Below are 17,332 nucleotides of genomic sequence, written 5' to 3' on the forward strand. Positions count from 1 at the left end.
CGGCTGCGGGTTGTGTGGGGTTGCTCGCGCAGTTCCCCGCGCCCCTGAACGACCGGGGGCGCCCTTGGTCTTGGAGGCGGGCCATGGGGTTCGGCGCCGCGAGGAAAGACGGGGTGCGCCCACGGCCGTGAGAGCGGGCTGTGGTTTCCCGCGCCTGGGAAAGACGGGGTGCGCCCACGGCCGTGAGGGCGGGCCACGGGTTCCCGCGCCCCCGGGAAAGATGGGGCGCGCCCTTGGTCTTGGACGCGGGCCGCGGTTTCCGTGCACCCGGGAAGGGTGGTGGCTGCGCTGATCGAGGGGTGATTGGGGGGTGATGTCGTCGGGCCGGGGCGTGGCGGGGGGTTTTCGGTGGGGGCGGTGGCATGGTCATGTGTTCATGCGACTGTGTACGTGCCTGACCCTTGCCCTTGGCGCCGCAGCCGTGCCCCTCAGTGGTCCGGCGGCGGCGGCGCCCCTGCCTGCGCCCCTGTCGGACGCGCGGCTGCCCAGTTGCGTCGGTGACGACAGCGGCGCCTTCCCCATCCGGACCCGTATCCGCGGCGGCCCCGCCACCTACGTCGCCGGCGGCGGCTTCCACACCTGGGCCGTGGAGCTCACCAACACCACCTCCCGCACCTGCGGAAACATCCACCCGGTGGTCGTGCTGGTCGACGGCGCCCGCACCCTGAAGCGGACACAGCCGCAGTTGGAGTTCTACGCCGACGCCGACAGCACCACCGCCCGGCCGGTGACCTTCGAACGGACCGACGCGGACGAACTGGTCGGCGTACTCGGCGGGGACGGCGACGGCCACGGCACCGGCTTCACCGTGCCCCCCGGCCGCACCCTCTCCGTCAAGGTCCGCCTCTCCCTCACCTCCGACGCGGCCGTGCCCAACGACGTCGTGGTGAACGCGGCCGTCGTCCAGCGGCGCGGCGACGACGGCGCGTGGGTGGGCGAGTCGAACGACTACCGCTTCCGCGTCACCGACGACGAGGAGGAGGGGGAGGGCGAGGAGGAGAGCGCGGAGGTCGGCCGGGACCCCGACGGTCCGGCCAAGGAGAGCGGCGGCACGGCCGTACCGAAGGAGCGGCGGCCGTACCCCGACGAACTGGCCGCCTCGGGCATGCGCGAGGCCCTCCCGTACGTGACCGGACTCCTGCTCCTGGCCGCCGGCGGCCTGCTGACGGCAACGGTCCGCAGACGAGCCCGCTGAGCGGCCCCCGGCGTCGGCACCCCCGCTGACCTGAAGCAACCCCGGTCTCAGCGGCCAAGATCGGCCTCCTCTTTTCGGCCAGGGCTCACTAGGGTTGGGTCGAACCCGGACGTACGGATGTACGGCCGTACGGCAGGTATCGACAGAGGCCGGCAGGAGATCGCACATGGCAGAGCGCAAGCCCATCGAGTCGTGGCTCACCGACATGGACGGGGTGCTCATCCATGAGGGCGTGCCCATCCCCGGCGCCGACGCCTTCATAAAGAAGCTCCGCGACTCCGGGCGCCCCTTCCTGGTCCTCACCAACAACTCGATCTACACCGCGCGCGACCTGCACGCCCGTCTCTCCCGCATGGGCCTCGACGTGCCCGTGGAGAACATCTGGACCTCTGCCCTGGCGACCGCCCAGTTCCTCGACGACCAGCGTCCCGGCGGCACGGCGTACGTCATCGGCGAGGCGGGCCTGACGACCGCGCTGCACGACATCGGGTACGTCCTCACCGACCACGAGCCCGACTACGTCGTCCTGGGCGAGACCCGCACCTACTCCTTCGAGGCCATGACGAAGGCCGTCCGGCTGATCGACGGCGGCGCCCGTTTCATCGCCACCAACCCGGACGAGACCGGCCCCTCCGCCGAGGGCCCGCTGCCCGCGACGGGGGCCGTGGCCGCGCTGATCACCCAGGCGACCGGGCAGAAGCCGTACTTCGCCGGCAAGCCGAACCCGCTGATGATGCGCACCGGTCTGAACGCGATCGGCGCGCACTCCGAGACCAGCGCGATGATCGGCGACCGCATGGACACGGACGTCCTCGCGGGCATCGAGGCCGGGATGGAGACCTTCCTCGTCCTCACCGGTCTGACGACCCCCGAGCAGATCGAGAAGTTCCCCTACCGCCCCTCGAAGATCGTGAACTCGATCGCGGACCTCGTGGACCGCATCTGACCCCTGTCCGGTCCCCATGCGATCCGCACTCGGTCCGTTCCTTGTGCGGTCCATCGGCGAGGTCGCTGAGTTGCCCGGCCCCGGGTAAACCCCCTGACACCCGTACGGAGCAGTCGGGACGCCTCCCCGGATGCGTCCAGGCTCCCGGCGAGGGAGTCTCTGGGGTGTCTGGAGGTTCACCATGGGCTCAGTTCGAGTCACTCTCTGTGCCGGTGCGGTGGTCGCGGCGGCGCTCGCCGCGTCGGCGCCCTCGGTCCACGCGGCCGCCTCGGGAAACGTGTCGGGACACGCGTCGGGAACCGCGTCGGGGGACATCTCGACGGTGCCGGTCTCACCAGTCCCCGGCACCGACATCCAGGTACGGGCGAGCGAGTGCGGCGGGAGGACGGGTACGGCCGCCTCGGTCGCGTTCGTCGCGGACGCGCAGCTCACCCAGCTCACCGGCAGGAGTCCCGGCACGCTCGCCGGCGAGACCCGCGTCCGTTCCTCACTCGATCCCGGCACCTACCGGGTACGGATCACCTGCGACGGCAGGGCGCATCAGCTCCCGGCGACGATCAAGATCGGTGACAGCAAGCCCCCGAAGGGCACCAGACCCCCGACGGACATCGGTCCCCTGGCGGACATCGGTCCCCTGGCGGACATCGGCCCCCTGACGGACCTCAGCCCCCCGACGGACCTCAGCCCTCCGTCGGCTGAACCCTCGGCCGAACCGTCGTCCCCACCCGACCGTCCCGCCCACCGGCGGCCCTCCTCGCCCTCCTCCCCGGTCGCCCCCGTCCGCGCGGGCGGCGGTGGGGCGGCGGAGCAGCTCGCGGCTGCGGGCGATCCGGCCGACGCGCGGGGCTCCGCAGCCCCGGCCAATTCGACGGACGACGCCCGGCACACCGGACCCGGCGCCCGCCACGCGGTGGTCGGGCTGGTCCTCGCCGGGGTCGCGGCGGTGGCGGTCGTGGCGCGTGGCGCGCGCCGGGGCCGCGGCCGCCGTACGGAATAGGGGGTCCCCGTGCCAGGACGGGACTACGCCGACTATGGAAGCGACATCGGCCTCGGTGACGGCAGCGGCAGCGGCAGTGGTGGTGACGGCGGGTTCGGGGGAGGGGGCGGCGGGACCGGCCGGGTCGTCGCCGGTGTCACGTGGGCCGTGTTGCTGCTCGGGTTGTGGCTGTGGGGCCGCGAGGTCACCGACGTACGGCAGGGCGGCTCCGCGCCGACCACCGGAGACGTGGCGGCCGTGGGGCGGCCGGCCCAGGCCGAACTGCCGCCCGCCGCCGAGCCGTTGAGCGGGGCGCGGCCGCAGCGGCTGGACATCCCCTCGATGGGTGTGCAGGCGCCGGTCGTGGCGCGCGGCCTCGACCGGGACGGGGCGGTCGAGCCGCCGTCCTACGGTCAGCCGGGCGTCGTCGGCTGGTACGCGGGCGGTGCGCGGCCCGGGGCGACGGGTGCCGCGCTGTTCGTCGGGCACGTCGACACCGAGACCCGGCCGGCCGTCTTCTACAAGCTGAGCGCGCTGCGCGTCGGCGACAAGGTGCGGGTGGCCCGCAGCGACGGCCGCATGGTCGAGTTCACCGTGGACGACGTCCAGGTCATCGGCCGCGACGAGTTCGACGCCCGACAGGCCTACGGCGTACGGCAGTCCGGGCGCGCCGAACTCCGACTCGTCACCTGCGGCGGCACCTTCGACAAGGCGAGCCGCACCTACACGGCGAACGTCGTCGTCAACGCGTATCTGAGCGGAACGGGAGCGTGACCCCAACAGCGCCTCGGCTATGGGGACTTCAGCCCCAGGTACTTCGGTCGCGGGGACTTCGGCCGACCGGTCGTGACAATGACCGGAAAGTGACCAGCGCGGGCGCACCGGTGGTACGGGGCCCCGGAACCCGTAGACGCACGCGCCCGGCGTGCTCCCGGCGTGCGCCCGGCCCGGTCGGCGACCCCTAGGGGAGCGCGGAGCCCGAGGGAATGGGTGGGAGGCCGGTGGCGGGGGCCGTACGGCAGCGACTCCGGAGCGCGTGGAAGCCGTCGGCCAGAGGTTGTTTGACGCCAAGTCGATGACCCGTGACGCTCCGTCATGGAGGCAGGTGGCGGCGGAACCGGGGTGTTCCGGGCCCCGAGGTGCCCGCCGGTGCCGCCCGGCGGGTCCTGACGACCTCGTGGGCGAGGGGGGACTTATGTCAGGATTGGGGCTTACGACACGGTGCACCCAAGGGGGAGTTGGATGTACGGCGGTAGGGGGGCCGGGGTTCGGGCGTCCGTGGCGGTGGTGGGGGTCGCGTTAGTGCTCGCCGGCTGTTCCGGGGGAGACGACGGTGACGGTGACAAGGGTCGGTCCTCCGGCTCCGGCATCACCCAACAGCCGCACGGCACGGACCCGTTCTGGGTCAACCCGAAGGGGAACGCGGCGGCACAGGTCGCCGCCTACGAGAAAGCCGGCAAGGACAAGGACGCCAGGCTGATCCGCCGGATCGCCGAGCAGCCGACCGGCGAGTGGATCGGCCCGGAGAACCCGGAGGGGGAGGCCAAGGGCTTCACCGAGGCCGCGGAGAAGGCCGACCGGGACGCCGTCCTCGTCCTCTACAACATCCCGCACCGCGACTGCGGCCAGTACTCCGGCGGCGGCGCGGCCGACGGCGACGCGTACCGGGCCTGGATCGACGGTGTGGCCCGGGGTATCGGCGACCGTCCGGCCACGATCGTGCTGGAGCCCGACGCGGTGCTGCACGTGGTGGACGGCTGCACGCCGGAGGAGTTCCACGAGGAGCGGTACGACCTGCTGAAGGGCGCGATCGGGACGCTGGGCGCGCTGAAGAACACGAAGGTGTACCTGGACGCGGGCAACGCGGGCTGGGGCGACCCCGAGGAGATCTACGACCCCCTCAAGTGGGCGGGCGTGGAACAGGCCGACGGCTTCGCCGTCAACGTCTCGAACTTCTACACCACCGAGGACTCCATCGAGTACGGCAGGCAACTCTCCTCGAAGATCGGGGACAAGCCCTTCGTCGTCGACACCAGCCGCAACGGCAACGGCCCCTGGGACGAGGGCGACGAGGACGAGCGCTGGTGCAATCCGCCGGGACGGGCCCTGGGGGAGTCCCCGACGACCAAGACCGCGGACCCTCTCGTGGACGCGTACCTCTGGGTCAAGCGCCCGGGGGAGTCGGACGGGGAGTGCAAGGGCGGGCCCAAGGCGGGGCAGTGGTGGCCGGAGTACGCGCTGGATCTGGCCAAGGCGTCCGAATGACGCTGCTGGCCACGGAACTTAGGCATGCCTATGCTGAGCCTTAACGTTGCTGTCATAGACCGGTCACGGATAGTGGGCTAGGGTTTCTTCAAGATCACGGATGGGTGCCGAGGCACCGGTCCGTGACGCACGGGCAACACAGTTGCCACCCACGGGGGAAGGGGAAAGGCGTGCACGTCACGCGTGCGGTTGCCGCACCGAGGGAATGCCGTTCCGGGCCGTCGCGGGCTTCGCTCCGCGAGCAGACGGACGATCACTTAGCGCCCGCCGACGCCCTGTTCGCGGGGCGGGCGGAACGCCTGTCCGCGGGGCGGGCGGAGCGCCTGTGTGCGGGGTGGGCAGAGCGCCGTCTCCGTCATGAGGAAGTCCCCTCGGCGCTTCGCTCGACGTCGCGCTTGATGTCACGCTCGATGTCGGCGACTCAGCTCATCCGGGAAGGCCCTTCTGCCGCCGCCCGGACCGGTTCCTGTCCGTCCGGGCGCTGTCGGGCGCACGTCCGGCTCTGTCCTAACGGGCCGCCCTACGGTGCGCCGGGCGCCTTCGACGGCTGAGGCCGCGCTCTTCTGACCTCCGGAGCGGTGGGGTCGGTGGTACTCCGCCGACGCACGCGCGCTCCGGATCACCTCCGCGTCACGACCTTCGACGTCCGCCACCATGCGCGCAGTCTTGGCATGCGCATGTTCGTGCGCATGTTCATTTCCATGCCCCTTTCTGCGTGCTCGTGGCCATGCGCGGCCGCGCCCACGCCCTTGCGCATGGCCAGAAATGGCGCATGTCCAGGGCCGTGCGCTGCCGCGTCCAGGTGCGTCCCGGCCGTGCCGTAGGAGGCCGCCCTCGCACGCACTCGTACCACCTCCGTCACGTTCAACCCGTTACCGAAGGTGCTCGATGATCTTTCGTCATGCGTATGACCTGGTACTCGACGACCTCTTCCTCGACCTGAGCGGCTTCATCGGCGACGTCGATCTCACGCTCAAGATCGAAGGACTCAATCCCGCGGGATCCATCAAACTGAAGGCGGCCGTGGGCCTGCTGGAGGATCTGGAGAGCCGCGGTGTGCTCAAGCCCGGCGGCCGGGTCATCGAGTCCTCCTCCGGCAACCTCGGCATCGCGCTGAGCTCGGTCTGCGCGGCCCGCGGCTACCGGTTCACCTGTGTCGCGGACCCCAACACCGCGACCACGAGCATCCGTCTGATGCGGGCGTACGGCGCCGAGGTCGTCGTCGTCGACCGCAGAGACGCCAACGGCGGCTTCCTGCAGTCCCGTATCGACCACATCCACGCCCGGCTGCGCGAGGACCCCGGCCTGGTCTGGCCCAACCAGTACGCCAACGAGGCCAACCCGCGCGCCCATTACCGGCGTACCGCCCCGGCCCTGCTCAAGGAGCGCCAGGTCGACGTGCTCTTCGTGGGCGCCGGCACCACCGGCACGCTCATGGGCTGCGCCGAGTACTTCCGCGAGTACTCGCCCGGGACCCGCATCGTCGCCGTCGACTCGGTCGGCTCGGTCACCTTCGACGCTCCGCCCGCCCGCCGGCACATCCCCGGCCTGGGCACCAGCCGCCGTCCGGAGATCTTCCGGGACGGGCTCGTCGACGAGGTCGTCATGGTGCCGGAGCCCGAGGCGGTGCGCATGTGCCGACTGCTGGCGACCCGGCGGGGCGTCCTCGCCGGCGGCTCCACCGGGTCGGTGCTCGCCGCCGTCGCGGCCAGGCGCCACGACATCCCCCGGGGCGCGTCGGTGGTCGCCATCAGCCCGGACCTCGGCGAGCGCTACCTCGACACGATCTACGACGACGCCTGGGTCGACGAGCGCTTCGGCGCCCTCGACGACTGACCGGGAGCACGTCGTCGCCCCGCCACGGGACGGCCCCAACTCCCCATGGTCGCAACGCCTCTTCGCCTCTTCGCCCCTTCGCCCATGGCCCCAACGCCCCATCGCGCAACCCGTCAGCAGTAGAAGGAGTCTCCATGTTCGAATTTGATGTCGTCGGCGGCCGTACGGTCCAGGACATCGTCCGGGACAGCCGCCAGGACATCGTCCGGGTCGTGCGTGACACCTATCTCGCCCACCACGCCGGCCGTTCCGTGAACCCGGACAGCTACTTCCTCCGCTTCCCGGAGAAGCCGGGCGACCGGATCATCGCCCTGCCCGCCTATCTCGACGGCGAGCGCGAGGTCGCCGGCATCAAGTGGATCGCCAGCTTCCCGGCCAACATCCAGCGCGGCATACCCCGGGCCTCGGCCACGCTCGTCCTGAACGACGCCGAGACCGGCTACCCGTTCGCGCTCCTGGAGGCCTCGCAGATCAGCGCCGCCCGCACCGCCGCGTCGGCCGTCCTCGCGGCGAACGTGCTCGCCGGGGACCGCCGCGGCGGGCGGCTCGCGGTCGTCGGCGCGGGCATCATCGCCCGCAACATCCTGGAGTTCTTCCGCGCCGAGCAGTGGGCGTTCGACCAGGTGGCGGTGCACGACCTGAGCGAGGAGTACGGCAGCGCGCTGGCGGCCCACGCCACCGAGCGGCTCCAGTACCCGGCGACCTACGCCGGCACCCTCCAGGAGGCCGTGTCCGGCGCCGACCTGGTCGTCTTCGCGACCACGGCCGGGGAGCCGTACGTCCTCGACGCCGACGCCTTCGCCCCCGGGCAGATCGTCCTCAACATCTCCCTGCGGGACATCGGCCCCGAGATCATCGCCGGCTCCTACAACGTGCTGGACGACGTCGACCACTGCCTGAAGGCCGACACCTCGCCGCACTTGGCCGAACAGAAGTACGGCAACCGGGACTTCATCACCGGCACCCTCGCCGAGGTGATCAACGGGGAGGCCGCGGTCGGCGCCGACAAGCCGGTCATCTTCTCCCCCTTCGGCCTGGGCGTCCTGGACCTCGCCGTGGGACTCGAAGTCCACCGCGTGGCCGCCGGGTCCGGCCGCGTCACCGCCATCGCCGACTTCTTCGGGGAGACCGAGCGGTGGTGACGACTCCTTCCGGGACAACTCCCGTGCAGACGACTGCAGTTCAGCCCACCCTCTCCGTCCAGGAGGCTCCCGTCGCCGGCACCGTCGGCATCATCGGGCTCGGGTCGCGCGGCATCGGCGTGCTCGAACGCCTCGTCACCCTCGCCGCGCTGCCGGACCGGGCGGGGCGGCGGCTCGTGGTCGAGGTGGTCGACCCCGACGGCACCGGCGTCGGCATCCACGCCGTCGACCAGCCCGACCACCTGCTGCTCAACACCGTCTGCGCCCAGGTGAGCCTCTTCCCCGAGGAGGCGACGGTGGGCGCGGCCGTCGGCGACCGGGGCCCCAACCTGTACGAGTGGGTGACGGCCCGTGGTCTGAAGGTGGCCGAGGACGGTCACACCCTCGGCACCGAGGGCCGGCCGGTGCGCCCGGACGACTTCCTGCCCCGGCGGGTGCTCGGCGAGTACCTGCGCTGGTTCCTGCGGCGCCTGCTCGACCGCGTCCCCGCCAACGTGGAGCTACGGTTCCACCGCGCCACGGCGACCGGTCTGACCACGGGCCCGGACGACTCGCGGCTGATCACCCTGGACAGCGGCGAGACCCTGCGGGTGGACACGGTCTTCCTCACCACCGGCCACACCCCGCCGGCCGCCCCCGACCCGGGGGCACCGGGAGCGACCCGGCGGATCCACGAGATCTACCCGCCCGCCGACGCCTTCGCGGCCGTCACAGCGGGCCAGACCCTGGCCCTCGGCGGCACCGGCCTGTCGGCGATGGACGTCCTCGCCTCGCTCACCGTCGGCAGGGGCGGCCGCTATGAGGCCGTCGACGGCGGCCTGCGCTATCTGCCCAGCGGACGCGAACCGAGCGTCCTGCTGTTCTCCCGCACCGGCATCCCCTTCCGGGCCCGGCCCGCCGACAACCGCACCGGCGGACCGTACCGGCCGGTGCTGTTCACGCCGCAGACCCTCGACCGGCTCCGGGCCGCCGGGGCGGGCCGCCCCCTGGATCTGCACGGCGATGTGCTCCCCCTGATCCGCGCCGAGATGCGCAGCGCCTTCCACCGGCTCGGCGCCGCCCTCGCCGGGGGAGCCGACGCCGAGCGGACGCTGACGGAGCGGCTGCGCGCGGCGGCGGACGCGGGGACCCTGGACGACGAGCTGAACGCCCTGGACGTCGAACACGCCGAGCGGTTCGGGCACTTCGACCCGCAGGAACTGCTGTTCCCCGACAGCGCCGAGTTCGACTCCGCCGACGCCTACCGCAAGTGGTACGAGGAACGGCTGCGGTCGGACCTGGTCGAGGCGCGGCTGGGCCTCGGCGGCAGCCCGGTCAAGGCGGGCCTCGAAGTCCTGCGCGACCTGCGGGACGTCGTCCGCCACGCCGTCGACTTCGGCGGCCTGGACGAGCACTCGCACGACGAGTTCTACGGCTCCTTCACCGCCACCCTCAACCGCTCGGTCACCGGCCCCCAGCTCGACCGGCACGAGGAGCTCCTCGCGCTGCTGGAGGCGGGGATCGTCAGCGTGCCCTTCGGGCCCGCGCCGCGTGTGGAGTGGGACGGGACGGTGTGGCGGATCTCCTCCACCCGCCTCGGCACCGGCCACGAGGCCCCGGCGGACTGGCTGGCGTACGCCACCTCGGGCCAGCCCGACGTGGAGGCGACCGGGAGCCCGCTGCTGGCGGGCCTCGTGGCGAGCGGACGTATCCGCAGACACCGCCCGGGCGCCCTCAGCAGCCGCGGGGTCGACATCACGGCGGACCAGCATCCCGTCGCCGCCGACGGACGGCCCGACCGGAAGGTCCGCGTCCTCGGCCCGCTCTGCGAGGGGGCGACCTTCTACAACCACTACGTGCCGTCCCCCGGCGGCCGCAACCGCGCGCTGGCGGACGCCGACCGGTGCGTCACCGCCGTACTGGCCGAACTCGACGCCGCGACGCCGACCGCGACGCCGATCGAGACCCGGACCGCGATCCCGGCCGCGCCCGAGACCCCGACCGCGACCCTGGCCGCGCCCGAGACCCCGACCGCGACCCCGAACGCGGCCGAGACCCCCACCGAGATCATCACCAGGAGCCCCGCCCAGTGACCCTCATCGTCCCCACCCCGATCGACGCCGTCGAACGGCTCGCCGCCGAAGGCATAGCCGTCACCGTCGAGCCACGCGAGGCCGCGCCCGCGACCCCGGCCGTCGAACTGGCGATCCTCAACCTGATGCCGGACAAGCCGGTCACCGAGACCCAGCTGCTGCGGCTGCTGTCCGGTGCCGGCCTCCCCGTACGCGTCACCCTGCTGCGCCCCCGGGACCACGTCTCCAGGAGCACGCCCGAGGCATATCTGAAGGAGCACTACCTGACGCACGAGGACGTCGCCGACCGCCGCTTCGACGCCCTGATCGTGACCGGCGCCGCCGTCGAGCTCCTCCCCTTCGAGCAGGTCACCTACTGGGACGAGCTGCGCGGCATCATGGACTGGGCGCGGGATAACGTCACCTCGGCCCAGTACGTCTGCTGGGGCGCCCAGGCCGCGCTGTACCACCGGTACGGCATCCCCAAGCACGAACTGCCCGCCAAGCTGTTCGGCAACTTCCCCAACCGGCTCGCCGACCCCTCCTCCCCGCTGCTGGCGGACATCGCGCCGGTGATCGCGGTCCCGCAGTCGCGCCACACCGAGAACCTCCGCGCCGACTTCGAGAAGACCGAGGAGCTGCGGATCCTGGTGGAGTCGCCGGAGTCCGGGGTGCACATCGCGGCAAGCCGGGACGGCCGGGAGCTGTATGTCTCCGGGCACCCGGAGTACGACCCCGACACCCTGCTGCGGCAGTACCGGCGCGACGCGGCCAAGGGCGCGGACATCGCCCTCCCCGCCAACTACTTCCCGGGCGACGACCCGTCCGCCGCGCCCGTGGAGAACTGGCAGGCCCCCGGACGGACCTTCTACCGCAACTGGCTGCGCGGCCTCACGCGTGACGGAATCCCCCTGGCCGAGATCACCGGGGTCACGGCCGAGAAGACAGGAGTGTAAGCGTGTCAGTCCTCCAGGCACTGGTCTCGTTCGCCCTGGTGTCCGCCCTGCTGGTGATCATGCCGGGAGTGGACACCGCGCTGGTCATCCGCAACACCGTCGCGCGCGGTCGGCTCCACGGGTTCATCACCGGCGTCGGCGTGGGCGTCGGCGCCGTCATGTGGGGCGCGGCCATCGCGGTGGGCGTCGGCGCGCTGCTCGCCGCCTCCGAGACGGCGTACACCGTGTTCCGTATCGTCGGCGCCGCCTACATGGTCTGGCTGGGCATCGGCCTGTGGCGCTCGGCGCGGGCCATCGGCGCGGCCAAGGAGGGCGAGGCCGACCTCGAACCGGAGGCCGCCTCGCTGTGGCGCTCCTTCGGCCGGGGCATGCTCAACAACCTGGCCAACCCCAAGGTCGGTGTCTTCTACGGAGCCACGATCCCGCAGTTCATCCCCGAAGGTGTCTCGCCCGCGCTCATGGGCACCGCGCTGGCCGCGGTCAACGCGCTGGAGGCGGTGATCTGGTACGGCCTGATCAGCCTCGGCGCGCACGGCCTGCGCACCTGGATGCGGCGCCGCTCGGTCCGCCGCAACGTCGACGCCACCGCCGGCACGGTCATGATCGCCTTCGGTATCGCGATGGCCGTCCAGAGCTGATCCGCAGGCCCCCACCTGGGCGCACATCTCGCCCAACCGCCCCCACCCCTACGGAGATTCAGATGTCTTCCCGTGTCGTCCTGGTCGCCGACCCCCTGCCGGCGGCCGCCCTGGAGCGCTTCGGCCCCGGGTACGAGGTGCGCCACTGCGACGGCGCCGACCGCGCGCAGTTGCTGAGCGCGGTGCCCGAGGTCCACGCGCTCCTCGTCCGCAGCGCCACGACGGTGGACGCCGAGGTCCTGGCGGCGGCTCCTCATCTCGCCGTCGTCGGGCGGGCCGGGGTGGGGGTCGACAACATCGATGTCGCCGCCGCCACCGAGGCCGGTGTCGTGGTGGTCAACGCCCCGGCCGCCAACGTCGTCAGCGCCGCCGAGCTGACCTGCGGGCTGCTGCTGGCGGCGGCCCGCGACATCCAGGCGGCGGGCCGGGAGCTGAGGTCCGGCGTGTGGCGGCGGACCACTCATGTCGGCACCGAACTCGCGGGCAAGACCCTGGGGATCGTCGGGCTCGGCCGGATCGGTCTGGCGGTGGCGCGCCGCATGGCCGCCTTCGACATGACGGTCCTCGGCCACGACCCCTACGCGACCGCGGAGACGGCGGACCAGCACGGCATCAAGCTCGTGCCGCTGGACGAACTGCTCTCCCGGTCCGACTTCGTCACCGTGCATGTGCCGAGGACGCCGAAGACCGTGGGCCTGATCGGCGAGGCCGAACTCCGCCTGGTCAAGCCCACGGCCTATCTCGCCAACGTCTCGCGCGGCGGCATCGTGGACGAGGCGGCCCTGCACACGGCCCTGCGGGAGTCCCGCCTCGCCGGCGCGGCGCTGGACGTCTTCGTCGACGAGCCGTGCACCGACTCCCCGCTCCTCGCCCTCGACGAGGTGACGGTGACCCCGCACCTGGGCGCCAGCACCCGCGAGGCCCAGGAGCGGGCGGCGACGGACGCCGTCCGCGCGGTCTTGCAGACCCTCAGCGGCGAACCGGCCCCCGAGGCCCTGAACGCCCCGCGCTGAGCCCCCCGGCCCGCCGACCGACGAGAACCCCAGGTCCACGACCTGGGGTTCTCGGCGTTCGTCACACCATGCGCGCTACGGGACCTTCACCCACCGCGCCTCGCTCGGCGTCCCCGCGTCGTCCGTCACGAAGAGCATGTACCAGCCGGACTGCACCAGATTCCGGTTCTTCGGCACGGTCACCGTGATCTCGTCCCCGGTCACTTCGAAGTCCACCTCGATCGATTTCTGGTCCACATCGGTCACATGCGTCGACGCACTCGGCCGGATCAGCCGCGCCGCCTCGATCGACGACCCGTCCCGCGTGCCGAACGTCGCCTTCCCGCCCCGCGCGACCGTCTTCGGGTCCCCGGTCAGCGACGGCCGGGCGTCCTGGAAGAGATACGGCGGTGTGTAGATCTCGATCCGCTGCTCGAACTCCCCCGGCTTGGTGTTGGCCTTGTCGGAGTACAGGGAGTCCGACCCGAAGAACACGACCCGTCCGTCCGGCAGCAGGATCGACCCGGAGTGGTAGTTCCGGCCCACCAGGGGGTCGGCCACCCGCCGCATGCCGCCCGACCGCGCGTCGTACAGCCGCGCTTCGAGGATGTCGGAGTCGCCGCGCCCCCGGTAGTCCTCCGAGCCGCCGGAGATGAGGACCGTGTCGTCGGGCAGGATCGAGGCCTGCGGGTACCGCGTGCCCTTCGCCAGCCGCGGCCCGTCCACGAACCGCGGCCGGTCGGCCAGCAGATCGACCACCCGGGTCCGCCTGCTGGACCGCTCCGACTCACCGACCCCGCCCCCGCCGACGACCATGTACGTCTCGTCCTGCGCCGGAGGCAGCAGCACGGTCCCGGCGGTCTCCAGCAGCTTGCTGTCGCTCATGCCGGGGACCTTGGTGAACTTGTTGGTCTTCAGGTCCCAGATCCCGGGGTCGCGCCCGATGTCGTCCGGCCCGTACCCCGCGTTCGCGCCCGAGTAGAACAGCTTGCCGTTCTGCATCAGGGAGATCGCCGGGTACGTCGGGAACTGCTGGACGCCCTTCGTGTACGTCCACTTCCTCGTCCCGGGGTCGTAGACCTCGTTCTTGCCCGGGACCAGCTGCCCGATCTCGTCGAGACCGGACAGCGACAGGACGGTGCCGTCCGACAGGGTCGTCAGCGTCGGGTACCAGCGCGCCTCGTTCATCGGGTCGACCTTGATGTACTTCTCGGCGACCGGGTCGAACTCGTAGGCGTCCCTGATCCCCTGGAAGTCCTTCTTGTCGAGGGCGAGTTTCTGCGCGATGCCGTACGTGTTCCGCGCGTCCTCCCCCTTCAGGCCGACGACCTTGTAGTTGTCCTCCGTCCCCGTCTCGTACCGCTTGCCCCTGCGTTCGGCCTCGACATAGGCGCGGGCGATGCCCGGCTTGTTGCCGGTGAACTTGCCGGTGTCCGGGTCGAAGGTCTTGACGGCCTTCTTCAGCTCGACGGTGTCCTTGAGGACGAAGGTCCTGCCGTTCGCCTTGCCGACGAACCTCGTCCCCGCCCTCAGCTTCATCCCCTTGTCGGGATTCTCGTTGTGGATGATCATCAGGCCGCCGGCCTTGGTGACGTCCCCCTTCAGCTTCTCGTAGCGCTTGGTGCCGCCCGCGATCAGCAGATTGCCGTTGGACAGCTGGGTGTGCCCGGTGCAGAACAGGTCGGCCGGGGTCGGCACCCGCTTGATCGTCTGCTTCACCGGGTCCCAGACACGGGTGTCGAACTTCTTTTTGTCGAAGTTCTCGGCGTCGTTCCCCGAGCCCGCGATCAGCAGGATCTTGCCGGTGTGCAGCAGCGCGGCGTGGATGGTGTTCTGCCGGTACTTCTCCGGGAACTCCACGATCTGCCAGTGCCCGTTGGCGGCCTTGTACTCGGGTCTGTTGATCTTGTACTCGTGGTACTTCTCGGTGCTGAAGCGGTACACCCACGGCCCGTTCATCCCGGCGAGCGCGAGGACCACCGCCGCGCCGATCGCGAGGCGACGGGCACGGCGGCGGCCTGCACGGTCCTTCATTCCTTACGTCCCCCAAGTCCGCCCAGGGCGATCTGCATGGTCTGGTCGCTACCCCCGCCGCCCGACCCGGACGCCGCCCAGCTCGGCTTGTGCTGGGGAGCGTGGGGCGCGTGTGGGGCGTGTGGTGCGTGGGTCGGCGCGAACGGTGCGGGAGCCGCCTCGGGCGGCGCCACCATGGACCCTTGCAGTGCGGCCGCGGCGGCGGCCTTCTTCCGGTCCTGCCGCAGCATGTAGCGCCAGGCGAAGATGGGGAGAGCGGTGATCGTCATGGCGAAGACGGCCCAGATGATCATCGCGGGATGGGCGTTGCCGAAGGCGAACCCGGCGGTGATCGAGGCACCGAAGATGACGATGAAGTACCAGTGGTACCGGAAGGTGCCGAACCACCGGTCGGGGCTCGCCGAGTCGCCCTTGGGCGTGACCACGAACTTGCTCTTGCGGCGCAGCGCCGAATCGATCAGCGCCTTGGCGTAGAGCGGCGCGGACAGCGCGGACATCACCATGCCGGCCACGCCGCCGGAGCCCTCCGGCTCGTGCGGGGAGACGTTGTGCCGGCGGTTCCAGACGTACAGGCCTATCTGGAGGGCAGAGGCGTTGCCGTAGAGCATCAGCCACACCACCGGGTCGATGTTCACACCCGAGGCGCCGAGGCCCAGGAACAGCGCACAACTCAGGGCTGCCAGAATCCAGTTGAGCGCCGACATCGGGTAGAAGATGATCATCATCGTGTAGTTGAAGAGCTTGGTCGGCGGCAGCGAGTACCAGCCCTTCCAGTACTGCGTGAGGATCGTCTCGTACGTCCCGCGCGACCAGCGCATCTGCTGGGTGAAGAAGTCCGTCCAGGCGCTGGGCCCTTCACCGACCGCGAGGACGTCCGGGGTGTAGACCGAACGCCACTTCTTGCCCGTGGCGGGGTTCTTGTGGCGGTGGATCTCGAAACCGGTGGCCATGTCCTCGGTGATCGAGTCGTACAGCCCGCCGATCTGCTTGAGCGCCTTGATCCGTACGGCGTTGGAGGTGCCGACGAACATGGGCGCGCCGTACCTGTTCCCGGCGCGCTGGATCAGCGCGTGGAACAGGAACTGCTGGGACTCGGCGGCCTTGGTGACGAAGTTGTCGTAGTTGCCGTAGACCTGCGGGCCGATGACGAAGCCGATGTTCGGGTCGCGGAAGAAACCGAGCATCCGCTCCAGGTAGTTGGGGAGCGGGATGTGGTCGGTGTCGACCGAGGCGAAGAAGTCGTAGTCGTCACCGTGCGCGTCGAGCCAGGCGTTGTAGTTGCCGTGCTTGGTCTTGGCGCGGTGCGGGCCCTTGGGCTGGTTCCACTTCGCGATGCCCTTGCGGGAGAAGTGGTGCACGCCCAGGCGCGCGCAGACCGCCTTCACGTCCGGGTCGTCGCCCTCGTCGAGCAGCCACACGTGCAGAAGTCCGCGATGGCGGAGCCGCACCGCGGCCTCCAGGGTCTTCGTCACCATCTCCAGCGGTTCCTTGCCGGGCACGAAGGAGGTGAGGAAGGCGACTCTGGTGCCGGTCTCGGGCACCACCGGGATCGGGTCGCGGGCGACCAGGGTGGCGTGCGCGTTCGACAGGACGTTCATGCAGCGGAAGAACTCGATCAGACCGATCGAGACCAGCATGACCATGTCGAGGGCGGGCAGGAAGTCGTACTCGACGTAGTCGCGCTTGGTCCAGTGGTCCTGCTGCAGCAGCCAGGCCAGCAGGACCAGGGAGAGCAGCGGCGCGGCGGCCAGCATCAGGGCGACCCTGAGGCGGTGCGGCTCCTGGGAGATCAGCGACCGGTACTGCACCGTGTACGGCTTGGTCGGGTCGGGCTGGGTGAGCGGGCCGGCGAGGCGGCTGTAGTGCTCGTAGTCGTATCTCGGAAGGTTCTTCTTGAGCTTGCGAAAGGCTCCGGTCCGGTGCGACGGCACCTTCAGCTGGGTTGTCTCGGATGGGTCGTGGTTGTGCCGGGCGCCCGTCGGCGTCGACGTCATGAGTCATTCCCCCCGCACACACTTCGTCGAGTGTGTGTTCGTCGGTCTTTCGTCCGAATCGGTCCCCCTCGACCGTTACGGACGTATCAGTGGGTCATCGTCACCATGTGATCTACACCATGGAGACACGGGACGACGACCATCCGGTTGCATTGATGCCCCCTCGGCATCTTTTGTTCCTGAGCGCGCACATCGTGTGCCTCAATGAGGGCCTGAGATCCCCATCCCCGGGCGCAAACCGCCCAAGGCCCCCCAACCGCCGTGTATCCGGTGTCTCTTACGGCCCAGGGTTCTATGGTGTCCATCT

The 17,332-nt window shown here is 70.9% G+C and carries 13 protein-coding genes; 11 read left to right on the forward strand and 2 right to left on the reverse strand.

What is annotated here, in order from left to right:
* Positions 1-376: 376 nt before the first annotated feature.
* The 11 genes from HW837_RS34650 to HW837_RS34700 all read left to right on the forward strand — a co-directional run bounded on the left by HW837_RS34650 (position 377) and on the right by HW837_RS34700 (position 13,018).
* A complete protein-coding gene (locus tag HW837_RS34650; protein ID WP_052683065.1) occupies positions 377-1,195 on the forward strand; it encodes a hypothetical protein in 819 nt (272 codons plus the stop codon).
* A 166-nt stretch (positions 1,196-1,361) separates the two neighbouring features.
* On the forward strand, positions 1,362-2,141 hold the full coding sequence (locus HW837_RS34655) for an HAD-IIA family hydrolase (protein WP_045560601.1): 780 nt from the start codon (positions 1,362-1,364) through the stop codon (positions 2,139-2,141).
* Between the two features lie 181 nt (positions 2,142-2,322).
* Complete coding sequence (locus tag HW837_RS34660) at positions 2,323-3,138, forward strand: hypothetical protein (protein WP_193381122.1); 816 nt, start codon at positions 2,323-2,325, stop codon at positions 3,136-3,138.
* 9 nt (positions 3,139-3,147) lie between these two features.
* On the forward strand, positions 3,148-3,891 hold the full coding sequence (locus HW837_RS34665) for a class F sortase (RefSeq protein ID WP_390623605.1): 744 nt from the start codon (positions 3,148-3,150) through the stop codon (positions 3,889-3,891).
* 468 nt (positions 3,892-4,359) lie between these two features.
* The gene (locus HW837_RS34670; RefSeq protein WP_177262067.1) at positions 4,360-5,382 is read left to right on the forward strand and encodes a glycoside hydrolase family 6 protein; all 1,023 of its coding nucleotides are present in this window, start codon (positions 4,360-4,362) and stop codon (positions 5,380-5,382) included.
* A gap of 888 nt (positions 5,383-6,270) precedes the next feature.
* The gene (gene sbnA / locus HW837_RS34675) at positions 6,271-7,218 is read left to right on the forward strand and encodes a 2,3-diaminopropionate biosynthesis protein SbnA (RefSeq protein WP_045560597.1); all 948 of its coding nucleotides are present in this window, start codon (positions 6,271-6,273) and stop codon (positions 7,216-7,218) included.
* Positions 7,219-7,352: 134 nt separating this feature from the next.
* Positions 7,353-8,360 (forward strand): 2,3-diaminopropionate biosynthesis protein SbnB, encoded by a 1,008-nt coding sequence (gene sbnB, locus HW837_RS34680; RefSeq protein ID WP_045560596.1) that lies wholly within the window; start codon positions 7,353-7,355, stop codon positions 8,358-8,360.
* A gap of 23 nt (positions 8,361-8,383) precedes the next feature.
* Complete coding sequence (locus HW837_RS50120) at positions 8,384-10,432, forward strand: FAD/NAD(P)-binding protein (protein ID WP_177262068.1); 2,049 nt, start codon at positions 8,384-8,386, stop codon at positions 10,430-10,432.
* On the forward strand, positions 10,429-11,367 hold the full coding sequence (locus tag HW837_RS34690; protein ID WP_052683061.1) for a homoserine O-succinyltransferase: 939 nt from the start codon (positions 10,429-10,431) through the stop codon (positions 11,365-11,367). Before HW837_RS50120 ends, HW837_RS34690 begins: the two co-directional genes overlap by 4 nt.
* A gap of 2 nt (positions 11,368-11,369) precedes the next feature.
* A complete protein-coding gene (locus HW837_RS34695; RefSeq protein WP_045560595.1) occupies positions 11,370-12,005 on the forward strand; it encodes a LysE family translocator in 636 nt (211 codons plus the stop codon).
* Between the two features lie 62 nt (positions 12,006-12,067).
* Entirely contained in the window at positions 12,068-13,018 is a 951-nt protein-coding gene (locus HW837_RS34700; RefSeq protein WP_052683060.1) for a hydroxyacid dehydrogenase, read from the forward strand.
* A 75-nt stretch (positions 13,019-13,093) separates the two neighbouring features.
* Here the strand turns inward: HW837_RS34700 and glxA are convergent, their stop codons facing one another.
* Together glxA and HW837_RS34710 are read right to left on the reverse strand one after the other, a co-directional pair.
* Complete coding sequence (gene glxA / locus HW837_RS34705) at positions 13,094-15,031, reverse strand: radical copper oxidase GlxA (RefSeq protein WP_045560594.1); 1,938 nt, start codon at positions 15,029-15,031, stop codon at positions 13,094-13,096.
* Positions 15,028-17,025 (reverse strand): glycosyltransferase family 2 protein, encoded by a 1,998-nt coding sequence (locus HW837_RS34710; protein WP_193381121.1) that lies wholly within the window; start codon positions 17,023-17,025, stop codon positions 15,028-15,030. Before HW837_RS34710 ends, glxA begins: the two co-directional genes overlap by 4 nt.
* Between the last annotated feature and the right edge of the window lie 307 nt (positions 17,026-17,332).

Origin of the sequence: Streptomyces caniscabiei (genome assembly GCF_014930365.1) — a bacterium.
In the GTDB taxonomy this organism is placed as follows: Bacteria; Actinomycetota; Actinomycetes; order Streptomycetales; family Streptomycetaceae; genus Streptomyces; species Streptomyces caniscabiei.

Bases quoted from the DNA above. Each gene is read 5' to 3' on its own strand.
- HW837_RS34700 (WP_052683060.1), top strand. From the start codon at position 12,068: ATGTCTTCCCGTGTCGTCCTGGTCGCCGACCCCCTGCCGGCGGCCGCC.
- sbnA (WP_045560597.1), top strand. From the start codon at position 6,271: ATGATCTTTCGTCATGCGTATGACCTGGTACTCGACGACCTCTTCCTC.
- HW837_RS34655 (WP_045560601.1), top strand. From the start codon at position 1,362: ATGGCAGAGCGCAAGCCCATCGAGTCGTGGCTCACCGACATGGACGGG.
- HW837_RS34650 (WP_052683065.1), top strand. From the start codon at position 377: ATGCGACTGTGTACGTGCCTGACCCTTGCCCTTGGCGCCGCAGCCGTG.
- sbnB (WP_045560596.1), top strand. From the start codon at position 7,353: ATGTTCGAATTTGATGTCGTCGGCGGCCGTACGGTCCAGGACATCGTC.
- glxA (WP_045560594.1), bottom strand. From the start codon at position 15,031: ATGAAGGACCGTGCAGGCCGCCGCCGTGCCCGTCGCCTCGCGATCGGC.
- HW837_RS34670 (WP_177262067.1), top strand. From the start codon at position 4,360: ATGTACGGCGGTAGGGGGGCCGGGGTTCGGGCGTCCGTGGCGGTGGTG.
- HW837_RS34710 (WP_193381121.1), bottom strand. From the start codon at position 17,025: ATGACGTCGACGCCGACGGGCGCCCGGCACAACCACGACCCATCCGAG.
- HW837_RS34660 (WP_193381122.1), top strand. From the start codon at position 2,323: ATGGGCTCAGTTCGAGTCACTCTCTGTGCCGGTGCGGTGGTCGCGGCG.